This is a genomic window from Corallococcus terminator, assembly GCF_049194865.1.
Classification (GTDB): domain Bacteria; phylum Myxococcota; class Myxococcia; order Myxococcales; family Myxococcaceae; genus Myxococcus; species Myxococcus terminator_A.
The window spans coordinates 48,165-73,911 of record NZ_JBLZWL010000077.1 but is presented as its reverse complement, the minus strand read 5'-3'; the positions used below and the strand labels follow the sequence as shown (position 1 = coordinate 73,911).

Annotated in this window: 17 protein-coding genes; 8 read left to right on the top strand and 9 right to left on the bottom strand. The window is 68.0% G+C overall.

The features are described 5' to 3' along the window. Positions 1-73 precede the first annotated feature (73 nt). Both ACN469_RS25085 and ACN469_RS25080 read right to left on the bottom strand, forming a co-directional pair. Positions 74-1,522, bottom strand: coding sequence for an SPFH domain-containing protein (locus tag ACN469_RS25085; RefSeq protein ID WP_498771509.1), 1,449 nt, complete (start codon positions 1,520-1,522; stop codon positions 74-76). A 66-nt stretch (positions 1,523-1,588) separates the two neighbouring features. Next, on the bottom strand, positions 1,589-2,914 hold the full coding sequence (locus tag ACN469_RS25080) for an OmpA family protein (protein WP_498771507.1): 1,326 nt from the start codon (positions 2,912-2,914) through the stop codon (positions 1,589-1,591). Between the two features lie 194 nt (positions 2,915-3,108). On the opposite strand from ACN469_RS25080, the gene ACN469_RS25075 reads away from it, so the two are divergent. Both ACN469_RS25075 and ACN469_RS25070 read left to right on the top strand, forming a co-directional pair. Beyond that, positions 3,109-4,743: a fumarate hydratase gene (locus ACN469_RS25075; protein WP_498771505.1), complete on the top strand. Its 1,635-nt coding sequence runs from the start codon at positions 3,109-3,111 to the stop codon at positions 4,741-4,743. Positions 4,744-4,752: 9 nt separating this feature from the next. Next, on the top strand, positions 4,753-5,226 hold the full coding sequence (locus ACN469_RS25070) for a GNAT family N-acetyltransferase (RefSeq protein WP_498771503.1): 474 nt from the start codon (positions 4,753-4,755) through the stop codon (positions 5,224-5,226). 6 nt (positions 5,227-5,232) lie between these two features. On the opposite strand, the gene ACN469_RS25065 is transcribed toward ACN469_RS25070, so the two are convergent. The 4 genes from ACN469_RS25065 to ACN469_RS25050 form a co-directional block, all read right to left on the bottom strand. Then, a complete protein-coding gene (locus tag ACN469_RS25065) occupies positions 5,233-5,454 on the bottom strand; it encodes a hypothetical protein (RefSeq protein ID WP_498771501.1) in 222 nt (73 codons plus the stop codon). A 145-nt stretch (positions 5,455-5,599) separates the two neighbouring features. Continuing rightward, positions 5,600-7,717 (bottom strand): M13 family metallopeptidase, encoded by a 2,118-nt coding sequence (locus ACN469_RS25060; protein WP_498771499.1) that lies wholly within the window; start codon positions 7,715-7,717, stop codon positions 5,600-5,602. Positions 7,718-7,924: 207 nt separating this feature from the next. Next, positions 7,925-11,245 (bottom strand): C45 family autoproteolytic acyltransferase/hydrolase, encoded by a 3,321-nt coding sequence (locus tag ACN469_RS25055; protein WP_498771497.1) that lies wholly within the window; start codon positions 11,243-11,245, stop codon positions 7,925-7,927. Positions 11,246-11,403: 158 nt separating this feature from the next. After that, a complete protein-coding gene (locus ACN469_RS25050; protein WP_498771495.1) occupies positions 11,404-12,354 on the bottom strand; it encodes a hypothetical protein in 951 nt (316 codons plus the stop codon). Positions 12,355-12,413: 59 nt separating this feature from the next. Between ACN469_RS25050 and ACN469_RS25045 the strand changes: the two genes are divergently transcribed. Then, on the top strand, positions 12,414-12,824 hold the full coding sequence (locus ACN469_RS25045; RefSeq protein WP_498771493.1) for a VOC family protein: 411 nt from the start codon (positions 12,414-12,416) through the stop codon (positions 12,822-12,824). A 58-nt stretch (positions 12,825-12,882) separates the two neighbouring features. Here the strand turns inward: ACN469_RS25045 and ACN469_RS25040 are convergent, their stop codons facing one another. The 3 genes from ACN469_RS25040 to ACN469_RS25030 all read right to left on the bottom strand — a co-directional run bounded on the left by ACN469_RS25040 (position 12,883) and on the right by ACN469_RS25030 (position 15,017). Further along, positions 12,883-13,776, bottom strand: coding sequence for a 1,4-dihydroxy-2-naphthoyl-CoA synthase (locus tag ACN469_RS25040; protein WP_498771491.1), 894 nt, complete (start codon positions 13,774-13,776; stop codon positions 12,883-12,885). Positions 13,777-13,861: 85 nt separating this feature from the next. Beyond that, positions 13,862-14,329: an SMI1/KNR4 family protein gene (locus ACN469_RS25035; RefSeq protein ID WP_498771489.1), complete on the bottom strand. Its 468-nt coding sequence runs from the start codon at positions 14,327-14,329 to the stop codon at positions 13,862-13,864. A 4-nt stretch (positions 14,330-14,333) separates the two neighbouring features. Further along, the gene (locus ACN469_RS25030; protein WP_498771487.1) at positions 14,334-15,017 is read right to left on the bottom strand and encodes a hypothetical protein; all 684 of its coding nucleotides are present in this window, start codon (positions 15,015-15,017) and stop codon (positions 14,334-14,336) included. 141 nt (positions 15,018-15,158) lie between these two features. Here ACN469_RS25030 and ACN469_RS25025 point away from each other — a divergent pair, with 141 nt between their 5' ends. The 5 genes from ACN469_RS25025 (at position 15,159) to ACN469_RS25005 (ending at position 25,695) form a co-directional block, all read left to right on the top strand. After that, complete coding sequence (locus ACN469_RS25025; RefSeq protein WP_498771485.1) at positions 15,159-15,584, top strand: hypothetical protein; 426 nt, start codon at positions 15,159-15,161, stop codon at positions 15,582-15,584. 171 nt (positions 15,585-15,755) lie between these two features. Continuing rightward, the gene (locus ACN469_RS25020; RefSeq protein ID WP_498771483.1) at positions 15,756-16,625 is read left to right on the top strand and encodes a DUF1003 domain-containing protein; all 870 of its coding nucleotides are present in this window, start codon (positions 15,756-15,758) and stop codon (positions 16,623-16,625) included. A 519-nt stretch (positions 16,626-17,144) separates the two neighbouring features. After that, positions 17,145-18,464 carry a hypothetical protein gene (locus ACN469_RS25015; RefSeq protein ID WP_498771481.1) on the top strand — a complete coding sequence of 440 codons (1,320 nt, stop codon included), beginning with the start codon at positions 17,145-17,147 and terminating at the stop codon, positions 18,462-18,464. Positions 18,465-18,580: 116 nt separating this feature from the next. Continuing rightward, positions 18,581-25,459: an RHS repeat-associated core domain-containing protein gene (locus ACN469_RS25010; RefSeq protein ID WP_498771479.1), complete on the top strand. Its 6,879-nt coding sequence runs from the start codon at positions 18,581-18,583 to the stop codon at positions 25,457-25,459. Continuing rightward, entirely contained in the window at positions 25,456-25,695 is a 240-nt protein-coding gene (locus tag ACN469_RS25005; protein WP_498771477.1) for a hypothetical protein, read from the top strand. Before ACN469_RS25010 ends, ACN469_RS25005 begins: the two co-directional genes overlap by 4 nt. Positions 25,696-25,747: the final 52 nt, after the last annotated feature.

The following is a 25,747-nucleotide window of genomic DNA, read 5'->3' as shown; positions in this document are numbered from 1 at the left end:
GGCGACTCCCAAAGCCGCTCAACCTGAAATAATAGCAAATCAGGTGGAGGCTAGGGAGCCGGGGGGATGAACTTCAGTCCGGCGTGGGGTGCTCCACGTCTGGCTTGGCGATGGGGGCGCTGGCCACTGGAGACACCGCGGGCGGCTCTGTCTTCAGGACGTTCACCAAGGACATCATCTGGGCCACCAGGGTGGTCAGTCCCTGCCCGTCCTGCACGCCGCCGGAGCCGCCGATGGACACCGAGCGCAGCTCGCGAGGCTGCGGCAGCTTCTCCGCGATCGCGGGCAGCAGCTCCACGAGACGCGCCTGCACATTGGACGCGCTCAGGCCGTTGAGGATCTGCTGACGCAGCTCCAGGTGCTCCAGCTCGACGCGGGCCTGCCGGTTGACCGCGGCGCGCTCCACATCGCGCGCGTCCGTGTTCGCCAGCGCGGTGCGCTTGAGCTTCGCCGCCTCCACCTCCTGCCGCAGCCGCGCCAGCTCCGCCTCACCGGCCAGCCGGGCCTTCTCCAGCTCCGCGGACTGGAGCACCGTCTGCTGTCGCTCCGTGGCGAGCCTCCGCGCGTCCTCTTCCTCGCGCTGCTGTCGCCGCAGCCGCTCGGACTGCTCGCGGTCATACGACTGCGCGTCCTTGCTCGCCCTCAGCGCGGACAGCTCGCCATCGCTCTCCAGCCTCATGCGCTCGCGCGTCTGCTCCACCTCCAGCTCGCGCTGGGCCAGCGACTCCTCCTTACCCAGCGAGGCGAGCCGGGCGATGCGCTCCTGCTTGGCGCGGAACGGCGTCTGGAGGCTCTCCCAGAGGCGCGCGGAGCTGACCACCGCTTCCTTGATCTGCACGGTGACGATGCGCAATCCCAGGCCCTTGTCGGTGCCTCCGCCGCCCTCCGCCACGTGCCGCAGCCGCGCGGTGAGCTCCTCGATGATGGGCTGCTTGTCCGACAGCACCTCGTCGATGCTCATGGTGGCCACCTTGTCCTTGATGGCCGCCTCCGCCTGCTCGCGCAGCTGCACGTTCACCACGCGCATCGGATCCTCCACGTCGGAGAAGTCGAGCTTGCGATAGGCCGTGCCGAAGTCCTCGATGATCCACTGCACGTAGCCCTGCACCAGCAGGCCCTGCAGCTCGCTGCAGATGCAGTGCGCGTTGATGAGGATGGTCTGCATCGCCCCCGGCACCACCAGGAACGAGTCCTTCGCCGGGTCATAGCCGAACGACACCCCCAGCCCGAGCGTCAGCGGCTGCGCGTGGCCACGGCGCGTGTGCACCACGTAGGCATTGGGCGGAACCACGACGGTCTTCCAGCGCCAGAAGCCGGTGATGCGCACGTCCACCGCGTTGCCCGGGTTCGCACCACCGCCACCGCCGCCCACGAGCGGCTCCGAGCGGGCCGCGCGCCGCGCCTGCGCCTGTGCCATGGGGGGCGCCATCTGCTTGCGGGCCCGCAGGTCCACCTCCAGGCGCTGCTGCTGCTCTCGCACCTGGTCGAGATACGCGTTCTTCACCGGCTCCTGGGACGACATGGATGCTCCCCCTGAAATGGGGACCCATCCAAGCACACGTCAGGAGCCCCGAGGAGGCCGGGCCTGTTACTTGCCCTTCACCAGCAGGATGTCCACGCGGCGGTTCAGCTCGCGCCCGCGCGGAATCAGGTTGGGGGCCTTGGGACGGGTGTCCCCCAGGCCGGAGGCGTCGATGCGCGACGGGCTCAGGCCCGCCTTCACCAGCAGGTCCGCCACGGCCTTGGCGCGCGCCTCGGAGAGCGCCTGTCGCCCCGTCGCCGGAGCCTCGCGGTTGTCCGTGTGCCCTTCCAGGCGCAGGCGCAGCGTCTCGTCCCGCACCAGCATGTCCACCAGCAGGGCCAGGCCCTGGGTGGAGCTCTTACGCGGCGCGGCCTGCTTCTCCTCGAAGCCCGGGGGCTCGGGCAGCTCCACGCGCTCGTTCTTCACCTGCGCCTGCTGGTCCTTCTTCGCCGGCACGGGCGCCAGCACGAACTCCACCGTGGCCTCGCGCTCGCGGCTCACCTTCACCTGACGCGTCTGGGCCAGGAACCCATTGGAGAGCACGTCCACCGTGTACTCACCCGGAGGCAGCATCACCGGCACCGGCTTGCGCGCGGCCTTGTCCAGGAGGACCTGCTGCGGCGCGCCCCGACCGCCTCGCACGTACGCCGTGGCGGCCACGGGCTTCTTCCCCGCGAGCACCTTCAACGTCAGCCGCCCCGGAGCCACCGCGCCCTGGTCGGGGAGCTTCGTGGGCGGCGGCACCACCGCGACGGGAGGGGCCGTGACAGGCGGCGCCACCGCGACGGGCGGAGAGCCCGCGTCCTGGCCCTCCACCAACGTGGCATCCGCGAGCGGCGCGGTCATCTCCGCCGAGACATCGTGAGACAGCTTCAGCTTGAGCCGAGGGTCGGGCGCGTTGGGGTTGATGCTGGGGAGCACCTTCACCCGCATCCGCAGCCCCTTCTGCGCCTGGAACGTGACGGAGGCGGTCATCTTCCAGAGGAAGCCGCTCTCCTCGCTGAACAGGCTCCACGAGTCGCTGTTCGAATAGGTGACGCGCGACACCAGCGTGTAGGGGCCCTCGTCCACCTTCAGCGCCGCGAGGCGATGGCTGCCAGGGCCGGAGATGACGTCCAACCCCGGCACCGCCAGGGGCTGGCCGTTGAGGATGAAGTCCACTTCCAGCAGCTTGTAGGCGCGCTCGGTTCCCGCTCCGGGAAGGCCCTCGTAGGTGATGACGACCTCCGGGGGAGGCGTCTTGACCAGGGCCTGGAGCTGACGGTCCAGGTCCTCGCGGGCCCGCTGCTCGACGGTGGAGGGTTCAGCCGCGCGCGCCGTGGCGCCGATGAGGGCCAGGACGCAGAGCCACAGTGCTTGTACGGAGGAAGAAGCCACGGGGGTCCACAGCATCGCACAACCTGGGCCCGTCGCGAGTTGTCAGCCGGGCAAGCTGACCACCAGCCGACCGTCATCCCCCCTCCCCTCACGCCATGTCCCGGCGCTACAGGGCCCTTGCGTGTGGCCCCCTCCACGTTTTTGGCTCCCATCCCGCCGCCAAGGGCGCTAGTCCTGGGCGCCGAAGACTCCCCTGAAGAGGCCGCGCGATGAACGACTTCCAGTTCCAGGAAATGCTTCCGCTGGGCAAGGACGAGACGCCCTACCGGTTGCTCACGAAGGACCACGTCTCCACCTTCGAGGCCGGCGGACGCACCTTCCTCCAGGTGGCCCCCGAGGCGCTCACCCTGCTGACCCGGGAGGCCATGCGGGACATCGCGCACCTGCTACGCCCCGGACACCTGGGCCAGCTCGCGGCCATCCTCCAGGACCCCGAGTCCTCCGCGAATGACCGCTTCGTCGCGACGGAGCTCTTGAAGAACGCCAACATCGCCGCCGGTGGCGTGCTGCCGTCCTGCCAGGACACGGGCACCGCCATCATCATGGGCAAGAAGGGCCAGCACGTCCTCACCGACGGCCACGACGAGGAGGCCCTCTCCCGCGGCGTCTTCGAGACCTACCGCACGTCCAACCTGCGCTACTCGCAGATGGCGGCGCTGGACATGTACAAGGAGGCCAACACCGGCAACAACCTGCCCGCGCAGATCGAGCTCTACGCGACGGGCGGCGACGCCTACAAGTTCCTGTTCATGGCCAAGGGCGGCGGCTCGGCCAACAAGAGCTACCTGTTCCAGGAAACCAAGGCGCTGCTCAACCCGACGAGCCTGCTGGCCTTCCTCGACGCGAAGATTCGCGCGCTGGGCACCGCGGCGTGTCCGCCGTACCACCTGGCCATCGTCGTGGGCGGCACGTCGGCGGAGTTCGCGCTGAAGACAGCCAAGTACGCCTCCGCGCGCTACCTGGACACGCTGCCCACCGAGGGCAACGCGCTGGGCCAGGGCTTCCGCGACGTGGCGCTGGAGCAGGAGGTGCTGAAGCTCACGCAGCGCATGGGCATCGGCGCCCAGTTCGGCGGCAAGTACTTCTGCCACGACGTGCGAGTCATCCGGCTGCCGCGCCACGGCGCCTCGTGCCCGGTGGCGATCGCGGTTTCGTGCTCGGCGGACCGGCAGGTGCTCGGCAAGATCACGCGCGACGGCGTCTTCCTGGAGCAGCTGGAGGCGGACCCGGCGAAGTACCTGCCGGAGATGACGGACGCGGACCTGGCGGGCGAGGTGGTGAAGCTGGACCTCAACCGTCCGATGAGCGAGCTGCGCGCGGAGCTGTCGCGCTACCCCATCAAGACGCGCGTGTCGCTCACCGGCCCCATGGTGGTGGCGCGCGACATCGCCCACGCCAAGCTCAAGGAGCGGCTCGACAGGGGCGAGGGCATGCCGCAGTACCTGAAGGACCGCATGGTCTACTACGCGGGTCCGGCGAAGACGCCGGAGGGTTATGCCTCCGGCTCGTTCGGTCCGACGACGGCCGGCCGCATGGACGCGTACGTGGACCAGTTCCAGGCGGAGGGCGGCAGCTTCGTGATGCTGGCCAAGGGCAACCGCTCCCAGGCCGTCACCGACGCGTGCAAGAAGCACGGCGGCTTCTACCTGGGCTCCATCGGCGGCCCGGCGGCGCGGCTGGCCAAGGACTGCATCACCAAGGTGGAGGTGCTGGAGTACGAGGAGCTGGGCATGGAGGCCGTGTGGAAGATTGAAGTGGTCGACTTCCCGGCCTTCATCGTGGTGGACGACAAGGGCAACGACTTCTTCGCCCACCTCAACAAGCCCTCCGCGAAGAAGGGCTGAGCGAGCGCCATGCCAGCCGAGGTGCTGACCTACCAGGAGCGGTTCCGCGAGGACTTCGCGCGGCTCAATCGCGAGTGGATCGAGACGCACTTCCGGCTGGAGGCGGAGGACCTGGCCTCGTTCGCGGACCCGCACGGCACCTTCGTCGCTCCCGGCGGCGAGGTGCTGTTCGCCCTCGTCGACGGCAAGGTGCTGGGCACCTGCGCGCTGCGCCGCGAGGACGCCGACACGTTCGAGCTGTGCAAGATGGCCGTGTCCCCCGACGCGCGGGGCCACGGGCTGGGTGACGTGCTGATGGAGGCGGTGCTCCGCGTCGCGCGCGAGAAGGGTGCCCGGCGCGTGTACCTGGTGTCGAACACGAAGCTCGGGCCCGCGCTGGGGCTGTACCGCAAGCACGGCTTCGTGACGACGCGCCTGGGAGACGAAGTGTCGCGCGAGGCGGGCTACGAGCGCGCGGACATCGAGATGGAGTGGCTCGCCTGACGCCGCTCAGACCGAGGGCGGCGCCTCTGACGCAGGCACGGGGACAGGGGACTTCTTCTTCGGGATGACGCCGCGCCGGGGGCCCTTCAGGGCCACACCCAGGAGCATGCTGGCGGGGAGCATCATCCCCAGCCCTTGCGTGAGGTTCTCGGGGGGATGAACGACAGCCCCCAGCACCATCGCGGAGAACAGCAGACCACAGACCAGCCGAAGCAGCAGGGAGCTCACGCGAGGGACCTCGGTGACGGGATGGCCCAGCGTAAGCATCCGCAAAGCCCTGTCCAGCCGGCCTCGCGGGGCCCTTCAGGGAGGGGCCGGGCAAGCACCCCACCCTGTCCCACCGCCCACGTCGGACGGTGGGAGCGTCAGGGAGCTACCAGATCTTCACGCGCTTCTCGGGAGCGAGCCAGCCGGCGTCGCCCTCCTTGACGCCGAAGGCCTCGTAGAACTCCGCCATGTTCCGCACCACGCCGTTGACGCGGTACTGCGGCGGGGAGTGGGTGTCGGTGAGCAGCATCTGCCGCATGGCGTCGTCGCGGTACAGGCCGCGCCACACCTGCGCCCAGCCGAGGAAGAAGCGCTGGGGACCGGTGAAGCCGGCGATGGTGGACGACGGCTTGCCGCCGAGCGACCCGATGTAGGCCTTGTAGGCGACCGCGAGGCCGCTGACGTCGCCGATGTTCTCACCCAGGGTCAGCTCGCCGTTGACGTTCATGGACTCCAGCGGGCTGAAGCCGGCGTACTGCGCCACCAGCACGGAGGTGCGCTGCTTGAAGCCCGCCTGGTCGTCCGGGGTCCACCAGTTGCGCAGGTTGCCGTCGCCATCCGAGCGGCTGCCCTGGTCGTCGAAGCCGTGGCTGATTTCATGGCCAATCACGGCGCCGATGGCGCCGTAGTTCGTCGCGTCGTCCGCGTCCGGGTTGAAGAACGGCGGCTGGAGGATGGCGGCCGGGAACACAATCTCGTTCATCGTGGGGCTGTAGTAGGCATTCACCATCTGCGGCGGCATGCCCCACTCCTCGCGGTCGATGGGCTTGCCCAGCTTGTCCACCATCCGCTGGAAGTCGAACGCATCACCGCGGCGCACGTTGCCCAACAGGTCGCCCGCGACGATCTCCAGGCGCGAGTAGTCCCGCCACTTGTCCGGGTAGCCAATCTTGACGTTGAACTTCGACAGCTTCGCCTGGGCCTGCGCCTTCGTCTCGGCGCTCATCCAGTCCAGCCCGTCGATGCCCTGACGGAACGCCTCACGCAGGTTCTTGACCAGCTCCACCATGCGCTGCTTCGACGCGGGGCTGAAGTGGCGCTCCACGTAGAGCTGACCCACGGCCTCGCCCAGCGAGTCCTCCACCGCGCCCACGCCACGCTTCCAGCGCGGACGGTTCTCCTGAAGGCCCTGCAGCGTCTTGCCGTAGAAGTCGAACGAGGCCTGCTCGAAGGCGCTCGACAGCATGGGCGCGCGGCCGGACAGCACCTTGAACGTCAGGTACTGCTTGAGCACGGGCAGCGGCGTCGTCTTCACCAACCCCGACAGGGCCTCGAAGTACGCCGGCTGACGGACGATGAGGCCGGGCGTCCCCTGGGCGCCCGCGGCCTTGAGGAAGCGCGTCCACGAGAAGCCGGGGGTGAGCGCCTCCGCCTCCTTGACGCTCTTGAGGTTGTAGGTGGCCTCGCGGTCCCGGCTCTTCACCCGGTCCCAGCTCTTGTCGGCCAGCGTCGTCTCCAGCGCGAGGATGGCCTCGGCGGCCTTCTTCGCGTCCTTCTCTCCGGCCAGGGTGAAGAGCTTCTCGATGTACGCCACGTAGGCGGCGCGAATCTCGATGAAGCGCGGCTCCTGCTTGGAGTAGTAGTCCCGGTCCGGCAGGCCCAGGCCGCTCTGGCTGACGTACGCGATGTAGCGCGTGGCCTGCTTCTGGTCCTGGCCCACGAAGAAGGCGAAGGGCGTCTGGATGCCGTTGCGCTGGAACTCCACGAACAGCTCCGGCAGCTGGGCCTTGTCCTTCAGGCCCTTCACCCGCGCGAGCTCCTGGGCAATCGGCTTCATGCCGAGCGACTCGATGCGCTCGGTGTCCATGAAGCTGTTGTACAGGTCGCCCACCTTCTGCGCGTTGGAGCCCGGCGCGAGCTCCTTGGCGGTGGCGGACTCCTCGATGATGGCGCGCAGGGCCAGCTCGGACTTGTCCGCCAGCTCGATGAACGAGCCGTAGCGCGCGCGGTCCGCGGGGATGGGCGTGTTCTTCAGCCACGTCCCGTTGACGAACCGGTAGAAGTCATCCTGGGGACGGATGGCGCGGTCCAGGTTCTTCAGCTCGACGCCGAGCGCGCGCACGGCCTCCTCCGACACGGCCTCCGCGACGGGCGTGGACGCGGCGGGAGGCGGGGTCGTCTCGGCGGGGGTGGGCTGAGGCGCGCTGGCGCAGCCGGTCAGCAACAAGGTTCCGAGGGCGCTGGTCGCAAACGCTCGGTGGGTAAAGGACTTCTTGGGGCTCATGAGGTTCCGAGAGGAAAAAGGGACGGGGGATGCTGCCGGACCCGAATGGTCGTCGTCCATCCGGGCAGGCAGGAAAAACACCCGCGCGCCCGCCCTATTCCTCAGGTGCGGCCCCGGGCCCCTCTGCAATCCCGTGGAAACAGCCATTTCCGGCCCCGCCCCCGTTCAGGAGGCGAGGCCGCGAGCGACCCCTGAGGGCTCAGGGGCTCAGCGCTGGCCCATGACGGGCGCGGGCACGGGGGCGGCCGGGGCCGGCACCGCGGGCGCGGCGGGCGCGGCGGGCGCGGGCGTCACCGTGACGTCCTGCGACAGGGCCTCCAGGTCATGGAAGCCCTTCGTCGTCACGTCGGCGCCTCGGAACAGGGCCCAGCCCTGGAGGTTGCGCTGGTACGTCCGCGTCATGTGCCAGAGCTGGATGCCGCTGTTGGCGACGAACAGGTACATGGCGCGCTTGGGGTTCCAGGGGTTGGGCAGGGCCAGGGCGATGCCGTCATCCGGGCGGCCATAGGTCTTGCCCTGCCAGCGGAAGAAGCGGCGGCCCAGCTCCACGGGGAGCTTCTTCTCCTGGGCCAGCCGGGCGAGCAGCGCGTTGTCCTCCGCCCCGCCGAAGACGACCAGGTCGCGGTCCGCGAGCTGCGCGTCGGTCACCTCGAAGTCCGGCGACACCGGGACGAGCCGCTCGGTGAAGACATCCGCCAGCGCCTCGCGGTAGCCGAGCACCAGCGTGCGCATGGACTCGGTCTGCCGGGCGGTGCCGTGCACCATGAGCAGCTTCTCCCAGGCATCCGTCTGGTTGGACAGGACCTGGTAGCGCTCGCGCGACACGGGCACGTCGTTGCCAGCGTTGAAGACGACGCGCACGGGCGCCTCCGCGGTGCGCAGGACGAACGTCTCGCTCGCCACGCCCTTCACCTCCACGCGCTCCAGCGTGGAGCCCTTCGCCGTGCGCACCTCCACCAGCGTGACGAAGTGCCAGGGCTTGGGGCCGGGCTGCTCCACCTTGAGCGTCACCTCGTAGCCGTCCTTCACCTGCGCGGCGGTGGCGCGGAAGCGCGGCTGCGGCAGGCCCGTGCGCTCCAGCCACTGGCCGACGAAGGGACCCACGTCCTTGCCCACCGCCTCCTGCGCGGCGCGCTTGAAGTCCGCCGTGGAGATGTCCTTGTTCGCGTAGCGCGTGTGGACGGCGTTCATCACCTTGGAGAAGTCCGCGTTGCCCAGGAGCAGCCGGAGCTGGTGCAGCGCGAAGGTGCCCTTGATGCGCGGCACCAGGTAGGTGCCATAACGGCCGTACTCCGTCTTGACGGAGGCCGGCAGCACGTCCGCCTCGCGCGAGGTGGTGAAGAGGTAGCGGTCATTGAGGTCCGCGAGCGCGTCCCGCTGCGCGTCGAAGGCCTTCTCCGGCTTGTCCTCGTGCGCCGACACGTCGCGCAGGAGCTTCCAGTACGCGGACGTGCCGCTGATGAGCCAGTTCTCTCCGTCCGACGCGGGGAACAGCGTGTTGGCCCACAGGAGCGACTTGTCGAAGCCGACCGCGTCCTTCACCCGAGCGAAGTCCCGCTTGGCGGCCTGCGGCTCCTCCGGCGCCTTCCACGTCTTGCGCGCCTCCTTCAGCTTGGCGGCGACGTAGATGGGGCTGAACGTCGTGTAGCCCAGTGACAGGTGCGGCGTGGCGCCGGGCAGGTCCGGCATGAAGCGGCTGCCAATCATCTTCTCGCGCAGCGTCGTCTTGCCGTAGTGGGCCAGGAACATCAGCTTCTCGGCCATCTCCGACGTGGTCACCTTGCCGTCGCAGGCGTGCGGCCGGTTGATGGGGCTGGAGGCCAGCATCCGCGTGGCGGAGTCCAGGTCGAAGCCCTTCTTGCCGAGCTTCGAGTAGTACTCCCAGAAGGCGATGTCGCGGTTCCAGGTGTTGAAGGCCAGGTCCGCGGGCGCGTTGTCCGGGTTGGAGACGGACTCCTTGCGGACCTCCAAATCACGGTTGTTGTTGTTCGCCCAGATGAAGTCCTTGAGGTTGCCCGGCGTGTCGGAGGCGTTGCCCTTGCTCCCGGTGCGCCACAGCCGCGTCTTCTTCGTGCCGAGCAGCAGGCACGCGCCCTCATCCGTCTTCGTGTCCGCGAGCGTCCAGTCGTTGGTGTACAGGCCGTTGTTGTTGTCCTTCATGATGCGGGCGACGTCATCGATGGAGGACGCGTACTGCGCCGCCTTGCGGATGCGGTTGCTCTGCGGCGAGCCATTCATGTCGAACGGCGTCTGCCCTACCGTCGTCTCGCCGATGACGATGCCCGCGGAGTTGATGAACCAGTCCGCGCCGCTGTGGATGCCGCCCGGGAAGGTCTGCATCACGAAGCGGTGGCCCCGGGTGGGCTGCACGTCCAGCACCACGTCCCAGTGGACGCCCGTGTAGCCGTTCCACATGAAGATCTGCCCGATGATGGCGCGGCCGTCCTTCGTCGCGGACTTGGTGGCGACGAACGAGGAGCAGTGGTCACCCTTGCCCGCGCGCTCGGCCTCTTCGTCGGCCTTGAGGAAGGTGCGGCCGGACAGCGAAGTCGAGGTGGCGCGGTTGGCCTCCTCGAGCTGTCCCGCGTCCACGGCGGTGTTGAGCGTGACGATGTCGAGCACGTCCAGCTCGCGGTCCTTGAACTTCGCGCCGGCCTTGTTCGCGCCGTCGGCGATGCCCTTCATCTCCTCCAGGTACTCGGCGTCGAACTTGCGCAGGAAGAGCGAGTCCGCGAGCAGCCGCTGGTGGCTCCATCCCTTGGCCGCGTCCGCCTTGTCCTTCTGGATGCCGAGCTTCTCCATGTAGCGGACGATCTCCTGCGAGGTCAGCTCACCGAACTGGACGCCGCGCTCGTAGGGCTCGCCCTCGATGTGGACGTAGATCCACCCGCCGTCGTCGTAGCGGAAGCCCTTGCCCGCCCAGCGCACGGACTCCATGGGGACATAGGCGGTGATGTCCTCCACGGGCTCCAGGCGGACGTCGTCGTACCAGACGGAGCCGGTGGCCTTGCCGTTGCGGCCCAGGTGGAGCTGCACGCTGTCCGTGGACTGGGTGGCGAAGAAGAGGACGGAGGCGCGGGTGCCGGCGTCACCGCCCGGGGCCGGGGCGCAGTTGGTGAAGGGGAAGCTCTTCATCGAGAAGCAGGCGCCGTGGGCCGTGGGGTAGCGGGCCTGCGGGTCGACCTGGACGCCCTTGGTGCGCACCCAGGCGCTGAGCCGGTAGAGCTGGCCCACCTGGAGCTTGAGGTTGTCGGACTCGACAGTGGTTTCTCCACCGCCCTGCGGGCTCTCGATGAGCAGGCCGCGCGAGCCCTCCACCTTGCCCTCCGCGCTGGAGGCCACCTTGCCGGGGCCCTGGGAGCGCCAGAACGCGGGCACCGAGGAGGAACCTCCGGCCACCTCGAAGCTTCCGTTCGGCACCACCGAGGAATTGACGGGAGTGGCGGCCACGGCGGGCGCGGCCTGGAGCAGGCTCGCGGACAACAGCAGCGCGCCGAGGAGCTTCGACGTCTGGGGGCGGTCGGTCATGTCGTTCCCTTCCCGAGCAGGGCGGGGCATCAGCTCGGGCAATCGGGGCGCATGACACTGCCGCGCCTTTCGAGCGTCAACCCTTCAAACCCGCGAAGGCACGATGACGCGAGGCGACTTCCGTACTCGCCCCGACACTCCGTGCGCCCCCTCCCCTGTCAGCGCAGCAACCGGCCTGACGCATGGAGCACTCCGCGCGCGGCCCGGCGCACCGCGTCCACACGCCGCGACTCCACCCACGGCGGGTCCACGGGCGCATCCCAGTCGAACACGCGCAGCCGGGACAGGAAGCCCTGCTTCACGCAGCCCTCCAGGCTGAAGACGTGGAGGTCGTGCGTCCACCGCACCGCGAGCCGCAAGTCGCGCGACAGCTCCGTCCAGTCCAGCGGGGGTGCCGCGAGGATGCCCGGCAGCTCCACACCACCGCCCGTGCTGCCCACCGCGAGCGAGCCCGTTCCCGGCGCGTAGCTCCACAGGAGCGCGGGGCCTCGGGGGCGCACGAAGCTGGTGTAGAGCATCAGGACCTCACGGTCCGCGGGAACGTCCACCACGCCCGCCACGCGCCGCAGGAGCGAGGAGCGCGCCTGTCGTTCGTCCACGATGAAGGGGAACTGGTACGCGTCCACGCGATGGCCATCCGCGCGGATGCGCTCCACCAGCGCGTGGTAGCCCGCTCGCGCTTCACGGGTGCGGCCACCCCGGAGGATGAGCCGCGACAGCATGCCGGGGAGACTCCGCAGCGGCGCTTCGGCCCACCTGCGCAGCTCGTGGATATCGGGCTCGATGTCCAACCCCACGCCGGCCCATTCGAGCTTCTCGTCGGCCGTCCACGTCCTGAAGGCCTCGTAGCGCGCACGCGCTTGCAGGACGTTGCCCGCGTGGAACCAGTAGCCCTGCTCGGGAGGGAGCAGCAGCCACGCCGTGACGGGGATGCCCGCGCTGTTCAAGCGGCGCACCACCTCGGCGCGCTCGGCGCTCAAGTCGAGGAGGCCCAGACTCACGCCGGCGCGCATGGCTTGGAGGTCGTCGATGACGCCTTCGATGTTGAACAGTTCGCGAAGTGGCTCGGGAGCCAGCTCACAGAAGAAGGTCAGGAAGTGGGGTTTCATGGCAGCCTCGCGCCTCCACGCGTACCCCCTCAGGGGTGCACATTTCCGCGAGGAGCACCATGGAATTTCACAGAGGCCGGCTGCTCGACCACGTCCACCTCCGCGCCAAGGACCTGGCGGCGAGCAAGCGGTTCTACCAGGCCATCCTGGAAGTGCTGGGCATCCCGCTCGGCTCGCACGGTCCCGACAACTTCTTCGCGGACGAGCTGTTCGTCAGCACCGCGGACGCGGGTGCGCCTGCTGGGCGCGGCGTCCACCTGGCCTTCCAGGCGAAGGACGCGGAGATGGTGAAGCGCATCTACGACGCCGCACTCAAGGCCGGTGGGAAGGACAACGGGGCTCCCGGTGAGCGGCCGTACCACCCGGGCTACTACGCGGCCTTCGTGCTGGACCCGGACGGCAACAACATCGAGGCCGTCTTCCACGGCCCCTCGAAGCGCTCCGCCGAGTCGGTGGTCTTCTCCGTGTAGGAACGAAGGATTGAACGGCCCGCTCCGGTGTCTCCGAAGCGGGCCGGGTCAGCGCGGCTCAGTAGCTCCAGGGGAAGCGCTTGAAGTCGCGCTTGCGCTTCTGGACGAAGGCGTCGCGGCCTTCCTGGGCTTCGTCGGTGCCGTAGGCCAGACGCGTGGCCTCGCCCGCGAACAGCTGCTGACCCACGAGGCCGTCATCCGGCAGGTTGAAGGCGTACTTCAGCATCTTGATGGCGGTGGGACTCTTGGTGTTGATCTCCGCCGCCCACTCCAGCGCGAAGTCCTCCAGCTTCTCGTGCGGCACCACGGCGTTGACCATTCCCATCTGGAAGGCCTCCTGCGCCGAGTAGTTCGCGCCCACGAAGAAGATTTCGCGCGCCCGCTTCTGGCCAATCTGCCGCGCCAGCAGCGCCGAGCCATAGCCACCGTCGAAGCTGGCCACGTCCGCGTCCGTCTGCTTGAAGATCGCGTGCTCCTGGCTCGCGATGGTCATGTCGCAGACGACATGCAGGCTGTGTCCACCGCCCACGGCCCAGCCCGGAACCACGGCGATGACGGCCTTGGGCAGGAAGCGGATCTGCCGCTGGACTTCGAGGATGTGCAGCCGGCCGAGGCGCGCCGGGTCCGACTCGCCGTCCTCGCCCTCGTACTTGTAGCCGTCCTTGCCGCGGATGCGCTGATCGCCACCCGAGCAGAACGCCCAGCCGCCGTCCTTGGGAGACGGGCCGTTGCCGGTGATGAGCACGCAGCCCACGTCCGTCATGAAGCGCGTGGCCTCCAAGGCGCGGGAGAGTTCATCGACGGTGCGGGGCCGGAAGGCATTGCGCACCTCGGGGCGGTTGAACGCGATGCGTACGGTGCCCTGGTCCACCGCGCGGTGGAAGGTGATGTCCTTGAACTTGTGGCCCTCGACGGGCGTCCAGCGGGCCGGATTGAAGATGGCCGAGACCATGGGTTTCTCACTCGGGAGAAAGGGGGGAACGGGCGCGGACCCTACGCCGGCCCGATGGGAGCGTCCATCCGAAGGATGGCGAAGCTCACTCCTCCGGGAGCCAGAACCATCGCCCGTTTGAACGAAGCGCGCCGTCGAGGAACTCCGAGAACGAGCTGGCGATTCGCGTGCAGTAGTCCGGGTCTGGAAATGCTTCACGGTAGCCATCCCGGATGGGGTAGCGGCCGTCGACCTGTTCGCCCACGTCAAGGAGGATGTAGTTGGTGTCGACCAGCCCGCACATCGCGTACCACGACGCGGGTCCAGACCTGTCGGTGTCGTCCTGGAGGAGCACCACCCGCGCGCGGCGGAGCTTCGCCAACGGATAGAAGGCGAATTCAGGGTTGGTGCCGTCGAACAAGTTGGCGCCATCGCAGTGCGAGTAGAAGGCGCGGAGGTCCGGGTCAAGACGCCACCCGACTCCTTGCTCGAACGCGTCGATTTGTGCCGGAGTCGCGGGTGGATTGGGAAAGTGGAGGCGCGACACCTCTTCGAGCAAGTCAGGCATCGACATGGGTCTACTCTCCATAGGGGTAGTCCACCCCGACAGTCGTCCACGGCGGACTGTTCGCATAGCACTGGCCGTAGAGCCCAAGAAGGGTCTCGTGGAGGTCCTTGGGAAACGGGAGGATGTTGTCCCAATCGATGGGGTTGCCTCCATGATGGAGGTCTCGGATGTGGTGGCCCGGAAAGTTCTCGCCGTTGGCGTCCGTGGGCCATTTGCCGAAGCGATCTCCCCATCGCTCCCGGAACTCGTCGCGGAAGTTCTTCCACTGGGACCTGGCCACATCGTTCTGGCCCTTGCTGATCGTCGCGTAGTTACAACAACAGTGCGTCATTCCAAATCGGCTCCCCGCTCTCATGACCGTGCCCGCGAAGTCCATCTTCAAGTCCGCCAGCCACATGCAGCCTTGAAGGGCGTGCCCGCTCCCGGCGCACTTGTCGCGGCAGTAGCTCATGAGTTGGGCGCTGCACTGCCAGGGGCCGAAGTACATGACGGCGCGAAACTGCCCTCCGCCCGGTACGTTCACCAAGGGGCCGACCCACTTCCGAACAGGGACGTCTGGCCGTGCAACGGGCCCCTCCGCACACGACACGAGGAGCAGCACTATCCACAGGGTACGGAAGGCTGGCAGGACAGACCTCTCTCTGGCGTTTTTCCCGATGCGGTACTGTAGAGAAGCAAGTCCACGTCGCGACATGCCCGGCCTCATGAGGCCACTACAGTGGGTCGAACTCCAGAAGTGTCCCCATCATTCAGGCCAGGCAGGCCCTGCCTTCACGCGCGGCAGTGACCACGTTTCTCCGGGGCAACCGTTCCGCCCAGCCCAGGAGGCCTTCCGATGAAACGATGGACCCAGCACCTGCTCCTCGGCCTCCTGCTGAGCACGCCTCCCCTGGTCCTGGCCGTGGACACCCAGGCAAGCGGAGACTCGGCCCGTCCCTCCCCTGCCCCGTCCCCAGATACCGAGGGCACGCCCGGAACACCCCGCGCCTTCTCCGGTCCGGTACTGGGAGCCGCGCCCGGCACACTCTTCGTCACCGGACCCAGCGGCGCCGCCATTCCCATCCGTGTCACGCACCAGACCCGCATCGCCGGGGAGACCGTCCCGCGCGACCAGGAGATAGAGACCTATCTGCGCGAACACCTGAAGCCCGGTCGCTCCGTCCGCGTCCAGTTCGACGTCAGGCCCTTCTCTGACGGCACCCCGCAGAACGTCGCCTCCACCGTCGAGCCGAAATCCACCCGCACGCCCCCCTCGCCGTGAGCCACCTCGCGGAAGCACGGCGACTCGTTGGAGCCACAGTCATCCAGCAAGGCCCTCCTTTTCGGCCCCGGGAAAACCATCGCCTTGTGACACGGTGACGCTGGGCGAAGCGCTCGGAAGATGCCAGCCTGCGGAGCGCACGGTGCAGCCCTTCGCGAGGAACTCCGCGTCATGCCCGCCGACGTCGCCCTGCTCAAGGAAGTGCCCCTCTTCGCCGCCCTCGATGACGAGGAGCGCGCGCTGCTCGCCAACCAGCTCGAGGAGGTGCGCCTGTCCGCTGGAGAGAAGGTGTTCAGCCGAGGAGACCCCGGCGGCGCCATCTACATCGTCAGCTCCGGCGAGGTGCAAATCTCCGTCGAGGACACCACCGGCCAGGTCATCGTCTTCGAGACCGCCCGGCGCGGCGACTTCTTCGGCGAGCTGTCCCTGTTGGACGGAGACCCTCGCAGCGCGGACGCTCGCGCCATCCAGGACACGTCCGCCCTCAAGGTCGACCGCGCGGACCTCGAGCTCCTCTTCCGGCGCCACCCCTCCAGCGCCATGGACGTGCTGACCGCCATCGGCCGGCGCCTGCGCGAAGCAGACAAGATGCTGCACAGCCGGCCGTCACTCAGCCCCAACGAGATGGTGGAGGAGCGGCTGACCACCATCCAGCGGCTCGCGGATGGACTGTCCGCCTTCAGCGGCACCTTCACCTTCATGATGCTGCACGCCGTGTGGTTCGCGGTGTGGATCACCATCAACCTGGGCTGGGTCCCCACGGTCCACGCGTTCGACCCGTTCCCCTTCGGCCTGCTCACCATGGTGGTCAGCCTGGAGGCCATCTTCCTGTCCTGCTTCGTCCTCATCAGCCAGAGCCGGCAGGCCGCCAAGGACCGCATCCGCTCCGACGTCGAGTACGAAGCCAACATCCGCGCCGGCATGGAGGTCACCCAGCTCCACTCCAAGCTGGACCACCTCTACGCGCAGACCATGGCCCGCCTGGACGCCGTCGAACGCGGGCGCCAACCCTCGGCTCCGGCCGCCTCGAAGCCCGCCTAGCCCAGGTTCGACAGCTCCACACAGAGAGACCCGACCGGGTGCGTCACGCACTCGGCATGCGGTACGGACTGACGCGGCGACTGGATTTTGGGGAGGCACAAGTTTCCGACGACCCGGAGACGTTCCTCAATCCGTATCCCCTGAGGGAGAGGTCCCGATGGGACCCGGCAGTTGGCAATCCAGAAGCGCGTAGCGCCGTCCATACCATCCTCACGACAGGGCCGAGCCGTCCGACGGCGCGGTTTGTCGCGTCCGCACAGAGCCGACCTCATGTCTCTGCTTCATCCGTTGAATCGCTGCCTGGGCCTCGTCGTAGCGTGTATCGCCTTGCTCCTTGCGGGAGAGGCCCGCGCCGCATGTGTGGACGGCGCGATGGACACCTGCTCCGCGAATGGATGCAAGGGGACAATGACTTGCGAAGGGAGACAGTGGGGCCCCTGCTCGTTCACGGGGGAGTCCACCATTTCCTGTGCGGTGTGCGGGCGCAATGGAACGAGGACCTGTACGCAGGGCTCCAGCATGGAGTCCGGCGGAGGTGAGGTCATCGCCGGCTCGTGTACGGCCTATCGGGCAGAGCTGTGCAATGGCTGCGACGACGACGGGGACACGCAGGTGGACGAGAACGCCACCAACAACGGCCCCCTGACCAATGGCTCATGCCAGAGCGGCGACACCTGCCCCGGCACGAGCACCTGCACGAGCGGCGCGTTCCAATGCATCTACCAGGCGGGGGCGCGAGTCTCCTGCTGGAGCCCGTTCGAGGACCGGTGTTATGGGGCCACGGCGGCATGTCGCGCGGACGGCTCCAGGGGCGCCTGCCAGCCCCCGGTGCCAGGGCTGGAGGACTGCAACGGGTGTGATGACGACTACGACGGAGTCGTCGACAACCTCTCCGGACAGGCCGGCGGAAGCCTGACCCGCGAATGCCAGAGCGGCGCGGGCGTCTGCCCGGGCACCTCGCAGTCGTGTCGGACGGAGATGGCGGGCGGATATACGGTCCGCTACTGGGGCGCCTGCACCGCGCCGACGGAGGGCTGCAACGGAGCGGATGACGACTGTGACGGCAGCATCGACGAAGGGGACGTGTGCCTGCCGGGCTCGGAAGTGTGCGCATGCCAGCCCCAGTCCTGCGTGCAGCAGGGGAAGAACTGCGGCACCATCGACGACGGCTGTGGCTGGCCGCTCGAGTGTGGGACGTGCGCGGCGGGGAAGACGTGCGGCGGGGATGGGACGCCCAACGTCTGCAGTGGCGCCTGCACGCCGCTGACCCAGACGCAGGCGTGCCAGGGCAAGTGCGGCACCGTGTCGAACGGGTGCACCGGGAGCTACCAGTGCGGTGGCTGCACCAGCCCCCAGACGTGTGGCGGGGGCGGCACGGAGAACGTGTGCGGCTGCACACCGACGTCACAGGCCGTGGCATGCGCGGGAAAGAACTGCGGCACCGTGCCCAATGGCTGCGGCGGGACGTACATCTGCGGCCCCACGGGTGGCACCTGCACCAGCCCCCAGACGTGTGGCGGCGGAGGAACCGCGAACGTGTGCGGCTGCACCACCATCCCGGAGGCCACGGCGTGCGCGGGAAAGAGCTGCGGCTCTGTGTCCAATGGCTGCGGCGGGACGTACACCTGCGGGTCCTGCTCCGGCCACAACTCGTGTGGAGGCGGAGGGACGCCGTATGCCTGCGGCTGCACGCCGGCGCCCGCCTACGAAGTCTGTGGAGAGCGTGAGTGCGGCAGCGTCTCGAATGGCTGCGGCGGGCTCAGGTCCTGCGGCACCTGCCCGACGGGAATGACCTGCAAGGCCGGCGGCATGTGCCAGGGCAATCCTGGCGGAGGCTGAGGCGCATTCCCGCTCCCTGGTGAGTCCCGGGCCTCCCGGGGAGCAGCGACTCCTGCCAATGGATTGTCAAAGGGGGCCGGCGGAGTCCGGAGCCGCCCCCGATTCAAGGTGCTGCGATGAAACGCATTCTTTCGATGCTGACGCTGCTGATGTACAGCACGCAACTGGCGGTCTCCTGTGGTTACGGGGTGGAGGCGCCGCGGTCCTCGACGCCCGGGGAGGTGGCGCACCAGCATGCGCCGCTGACCGGAGACGAGGAGCTGCCGCCGCCGGGGAACGCGGTGGTCCGGAGCGAGCTCGACGGCGCCGGGCTCGTCCCCGGCACCCTGGCGGGAAGCTTCGACGTGACGGCGGATGGAGCGGCCACCTACAAGGTGCCGCTGTGGGTGCCCCAGGGGCGCGCTGGAATCCAGCCTTCGCTGTCACTCAACTACAACAGCCGGGGAGGCAATGGCCTGCTGGGCGTGGGCTGGGGCCTCGGGGGCCTGTCTCAAATCACCCGGTGCGGCAAGACGACCGTCCAGGATACCGCGCCGGGCCCGGTCATGTTCGACAGCACGGATGCCCTCTGCCTGGATGGAAAGCGCCTGGTGCAGGTGGGGACCACCAGCGGAGGTGAGAAGACCTACGCCACGGAGGTGGAGGAGTTCTCCCATATCGTCGCGAAGCAGGCGGACGGCCTGGGGCCCCAGTGGTTCGAGGTGCAGCTCAAGAATGGGCTGGTGCTCGAGTATGGCAAGGACGGCACCTCCCGGATTGAAGGCTACCGGATGAACTTCGTGCCCGCCTCCAGCAACAGCGGTGACTCCTCGGTGGTGGGAAACCACACCGCGCAGAGCGTGCGCTATGGCTGGTCCCTGTCGCGGATGCGGGACAGGAAGGGCAACTTCATGTCCCTGGAGTACCAGTTGCGCGTACACGGCAACTCGAGCCAGGGCTACGCCTACGAGCAGCTGCCGGTGGCCCTGCGCTACACCGGGTCCACCACGGACGCCTCGGTCGCGACTCCAGGCCGCGCGGTGTTGTTCCACTACCAGGAGATGACCGAGCGTCCCGACCGCATCGAGCGGTTCGTGTCAGGGCTCAAGCTGGTCGGTGTCCGACGGCTCGAGTCGATTGCGATGCACGGTCCTGGCGGGGGCCCGGAGGCACTGCGGTCCTATCGCCTCGCCTATCGCAACGACAGCATCTCCGGACGAAGCCTGCTGGCGACGCTCCAGGAGTGTGATGCGAACAGCCATTGCAAGCGGCCCACCGCCTTCACCTGGGAGCTGAGCGGGCCCGGGCACGGTCGCGAAGCCCTGCCCGAGGAGGGAGACGACTACTTCCTGCGCGTGCCGGTGTCCGGCGCGACGCCCTCACCGCTTGCGTATTCCAACACCCTGGATGAGGAGGGGTTCTACTCGGCGCCGGACTTCTGGACGTTGCAGACGTTGGATATCAACGGCGACGGGCGGGACGACATCATGTACCGCGCCAGTACCGTCTCCGGAGGACGGCGCCTGCCGCCGAAGTGGTACGCCCGCCTCAACACGAATGGCCGCGACTTCGGACCGGCGACGCAGATGTCGACGCTGCCCGAGTCCCTGAGTGGCGATGGCGCGGATGACCTGCGCACCGTCGACCTCAACAACGACGGCAAGGTGGACGTCGTCGGATTGTTCCTGCCCGACGTGGAGAGTGGGACCCACGGCCGCTACGAGTTCTTCCTCTCCAATGGGACAGGCTTTACCGGGACGCAGGACGACATCTACGACTTCTGGTTCGACCAGACGAAGCCGGTGCGCACCCCGGCGATGCACCTGGCGGACCTGGATGGGAACGGCTATCCGGATGTCGTGCGCTCGTTGACTCGCGCCAGCGGGAGCTCCCTGCCCTACGAGTGGGGTGCTCGGATGACGGGGGTCGCCAGCGGGGGCGCGCCGGTGTTCCCGGCGACACATCAGCGCACGAGCGTGGGGGCGGGACTGGACCATGCTGGCTATGCGGTGGATGTGGACGGGGATGGTGCCGTGGAGCTGCTGGTTCGCGAGCCCCAGTCCAACCTGTTCGACAGCTTCTCCCGCTTCTTCGTGGCAATCGGCCGCACGGGGCCCGGGGTCATCGGCAAGAAGCTCACCACGACCCTGCCGGCATTGCCGGTGATGGGGGTCGAGGGCAACCTCATCCACAGACAACACTGGTTCATGGATATCAACGGCGACGGGCTGCCCGACTCGGTCAGCGCGAAGCGCGAGCGTCAGGGCCTGACGGACGGGGGCAGCCTGATGATCTCCATCAACACAGGCAATGGCTTCTCCCCACCCGTGACGCAGACCCTGCCACCGGGCGCGCAGGTGAGCTTCTCGCGAATCCATCCGCAGCACCGCTTCACGGATACAGGCGTGCGGGTGATGGACTTCAACCTGGATGGCAAGCAGGACCTGTTGCTGACGGACTCCAGCTATGGCGTGGACCCGGGACCGGCGACGCGCCTGCATCATGTGGTGCTCGAGTCGAACGGGACGGGCTTCACCGTGCGGAACCTGGCCATCCCGGTGGGACAGCCCACGGGAAGAGGCAATCTCCAGTCCGTCAGCGCGGATGACCCGGCGATGTACTCGTACAAGGGCTCTGGCTGGGGAATGAAGTTCACCCAGCTCCTGGATGCCAATGGAGATGGGCTGACCGACATCATCCAGATGGAGGGCGGACAGTTCGTCCTGTATCTGCGCAATGCCTACAAGCCGGACGTGCTGAAGCAGGTGACGGATGGGTTGAACAACACGGCCACGGTGACCTTCGAGGCGACGACCTTTGTCTCGCCGTCCTCGGTGGCGAACCACCACACGCCGGGCACCTGCGTCCATCCGCAGTCGTGCAACATGCGGGCACAGTGGCTCGTGGTCCGCCATGCCGAGACGGGCTGGGACTCCGCCACTCGTGACTTCTCGTACACCTACGCGGGAGGGCGAACGGACCTGCTGGGGCGCGGCTGGCTGGGGTTCTCCAGTCGCACCGTGCATGACCTGGACGCCGCGAAGCAGACGACCTCGCGCTACCACAATGACCAGCGCACCCTTGGCTTCTACCTGGAGGCGCACCGGCCCTACGAGGAGCAGACGACGGTGACGCTGGCCCCCGGAGTGGAGGACTCGTTCCAGCGCAACCTCGAGTACGCCTACCAGTCGAAGGCGGCCGGTAAGGTCGTCTTCCCGTATGTGTCGCGAGTCACCGAGAACGAGGTGAGCGCGGGATACGGAACCGTGCGTCATCAGGAGTCGACGAACGAGTATGACGCATACGGCAACCTCACGCGCCATGAGGAGGACGCGCCCGACGGCACCAGCCTGGTGACGGTCTCCACGTACGACAACTACCCGGTGGCGGGCAGTCACCTGCTGGGCCTGCTGCGCCGGCAGTCCGTGACGAGCACGGTGCCTGGAGCGTCATCGGTCACCCGGACGAAGGCGTATGAGTATTGCGACGGGGCTTCGTGTCAGCCGACGTCGAACCTGCCGCGCAGGGTCTTCGTGGAGCCGGACGCGGTGTCGCCCGAGCGCGAGGACGTGTGGCTGCAGTCGGAGTTCACCTACAACGCACTGGGCCTCGTGACCCGGCTGGAGACCACCGACACCGCGGCGCGCAAGCGGCGCACGGAGCTCCAATACGACGCGGCCGAGCGCATGTTCGTGTCGGCCCAGCTTGCCTATCCCGCTCCGGATGACCCGAATGGGCCGGTCCTCCGCACGGACTATGCGTACCAGCGCGCCCTGGGGGTGCCGACCCTCCAGCAGAACCCCAACGGAGTGCGGACGCGGTGGTACTACGATGCCTGGGGTCGCCCGCGCGCCGAGGATGGTCCGGACACGGCGGACGCCACCCTCAGCTATTCGGAAGAGTATGGCCGGCCGCTCATCACCGCCCGCGACGTGGACCTCGCGACGTGCGGGTCGAACGCCCATGGGCTCGACTTCGCCACATGCCTCCGGAATGGGAACGAGTCGCTGGTTCGCTATGACTCGCTGGGCCGAGAGATCCGGCGTCGCACGCGCGGCTTCGATGGCGGCTGGACGCTGGTGGAGCTGGAGTATGACGGGCTGGGCCGGGTGGAGACCGCGTCCATGCCGCGCACCGAGCTGGGGCCCGTGCTGAAGCAGCGCTTCGAGTACGACAAGCGTGGACGGCTGCGCTTCGTGCGCAACCCCGACGGGACGTACCAGGAGAAGAAGCACGAGGGGCTGAAGACGCTCTCCTGGGACGAGAAGCGCAACCATGGCTACGTGGTCGAGGACGGGCTGGGACGGGTGGTGCGGAGCGCCAACGTCATGTCCTCCGGCACCATCCTCACCCAGTACGAGTATGGGCCTTTCGGGCTGCCCCGGCGGGTCATCGATGCGTCCAGCAACGCGACCCTGCTGGAGTTCGACCGGCTGGGACGCCGCACCCTGCTCGACGACCCGGACTCCGGCCTCCGCCGGACCTGGTACTCGGCCTTCGGCGACGTGCGGTCGCAGACGGACGGCAATGGCAACACCGTCAGCAGCGAGTACGACGGAATGGGCCGGGGAGTCTCGCTGTCGAACCAGCCGGCGGCCTCGGGGAGTCCAGCCCAGGTGACGTCCTTCGTCTGGGACACCGCGGTGAATGGCCTGGGCGCGCTGCACACCGCCACCTCACCGGACGGCGTGGTGCAGACACATGAGTACGACGCGCTGAGCCGGCCGGTGCAGGAGCGGTGGAGCATCCAGGGACAGGAGTACCGGCTGAGCACGACGTATGACGCCCAGGGCCGGATCCAGACGCTGGGGTATCCGGAGGTGGCGGGACGCGCACGGATGGGCGTGGTCTTCAACTACACCGGCTACGGTCACCTCAGCTCGGTGCAGAACATCAACACGGGCCACGCCTACTGGACGGCCACGTCGCACAATGCGGCGGGACTGTTGACGGGTGAGGCGTTCGGAAATGGCGTGACGTCGACGCGCCGCTACGACGCGCTCAACCAACTGCGCTTCATCGAAACGTCGGGCGCGGCCGGCGCCGTGCAACAGCTGGCGTATGACTACGAGGCCAATGGCAACCTGAAGAGCCGGGTTGACCGGCTGACCCAGGTGGCTGAGTCCTTCCAGTACGACGGGGTGGATCGGCTGAAGCAGTGGCAGGTGAGCAAGGGGTGTAACAACGCGGTGTTCCAGTACAACTACGACGTGCTGGGCAACCTGAGCTACCGCTCCTCGCGGCTGGGGACCGCGTCCCAGGCACCCTTCGCGGAAGCCACCTACACGTATGGGACAGGGACGGCGGGGCCGCACGCGGTGACGAGCGTGGGGACGGACCACTATGCGTATGACGGCAATGGCAACCTCAACCAGCGGCAGCTGGGCGCGGGAGGGCTGCGGGAGCTGGAGTACACCTACTTCAACCTGCCCAGCCGCGTGACGGAGGGGCCGAGGGAATGGACGTTCGGCTACGACGCGAGCCAGCGCCGGACCTTCAAGCAGGACAACCAGGGCAACCGCACGGTGTACGTGGGCGGGATGTACGAGAAGCGGACGAAGCCCGACACCACGACGGCTCACGTCTTCTACGTGCCGGGTGGCACGGGCGTGGCGGCGCAGGTGGAGTGGACGGACGTCCCGACGCCAGGCGCGGAGACCGTGGCCTATCTCCATACGGACAACCTGGGCTCGGTGGAGTCGGTCACGGCCTCGGGGGGCGTGGTGCTCGCCCACTACAAGCATGACCCCTTTGGCTTGAGGAAGAACGCGTCGAATCCGGCCCTGGCCTACAACGGGAGCCCCGCGAATCCACGCCTGGGCTTCACCGGCCATGAGGAGGACGACGAGCTGGGGCTCATCAACATGAAGGGCCGGATGTATGACCCGAAGCTGGGCCGCTTCCTGAGCCCGGACCCGGTGGTCCAGGCGCCGCTCTTCGGGCAGTCCCTGAATCGCTACAGCTACGTCCTCAACAACCCACTGTCCTTCACGGACCCCACGGGCTTCGAGGCCGAGGACGCGTGGGGGCCCGTGATTGCCCGATTCGATTTCGACGACGACACCATCATCGCGAACTCCGAGACCCAGGTCTGGCCCGCGGAGAGTGGCCTCGTCATCTACGCGGAGTCGTCGGTCTTCGAGCCGGGAGAGTATGAAATCTTGATCTCCGGGTCCGGGACGGGTGGCAAGTCCGCCGCGGGAACCGCTGACCCGAACGGCAGCCGCGTCTCCGGAGTGGAGGCGGGGGCCTACGGTGTGGCCGGGCTGATTGCTGGCGCGGGAATGGGCGTGGGAGCCGCGTATGCACTCGGGGCCATTGCCGCCATCTGCGTGCCATGCGCGGTGGTGGGTGGCCTGGGGATGGCGGCCGTTGGCGCCTATCAGCTCGTGAATGGAGGCGCGAAGGCGCTCTGGGACAGCGGTGAGCGCATCTACAACGGCCAAGGCACCGCGAGCGACTACTTCGGCGTGGGAGCCGTGGTGGGAGGTGTGGCCAGCGGAAGACTGGCGAAGCCAGCGTTCGCGATGGGGCAGGCCCATGGAGGCCGTGCGGCGAACGCGGTCATGTCGGCCGCGCGTGCCAGAGGGAGGGTTGGCGGAGGGTCCGGTCCGTGGGCGGATGAGGCCATGGACGTCCAACCCGGGGGAGCTGTCTCCCAGAGTCGCCCCGGGTCCTGTGTCTCGGCCTGCGGCGAGATGTTGACCGGAGGGGCGAAGAGCGAAGCGGCATTCCTCGCGGAGCTCGGAGAATGGTCGACTCCCGAGGCGCTTGCCGAAAGCCTTGGCGGAGGGTGGCAGGGGGGATGGTTTGGGGGCGGTGCGGACGCGATGGCCGCTGCGGGTCGAGGCCCGATGGGAGCGGTGCTATGGTCACCTGGCGGTCGCAGTGGCCATATGGTTGTCATCGAGTCAGTGAAGGGCGGGTTTCTCGTGAGAGATCCTCTACCGGGCGTCACGTATCGGGTGACGAGCAGTTGGATGGACAAGTTCGTGGCGGCAGGAGTCTGGCGATGACAGTGATGGTCCCTCGTTCGATTACCTCTGTCGGGACGGGGGTCTACGATGTCGTGTTCCTGCAGGACGGGTCCCCCATCACCGTGCGCTGCACGGTGGTGGAACATCATGGAATCATGGCCGTGCAGCCCAAGCCGGACATCTTCATGATGGGAGCGGTCAATCCTCGTGAGATGACCGCCGCGGTCCTGGCTTTTGACCGCGCCGTGAGAGGAGCAGGTCCCCACGGGGAATGAGGGTCGGTGAAGCCTCTTCCCCTGGGCAGGTGGCGCGGCCCGGTCGAGGCCA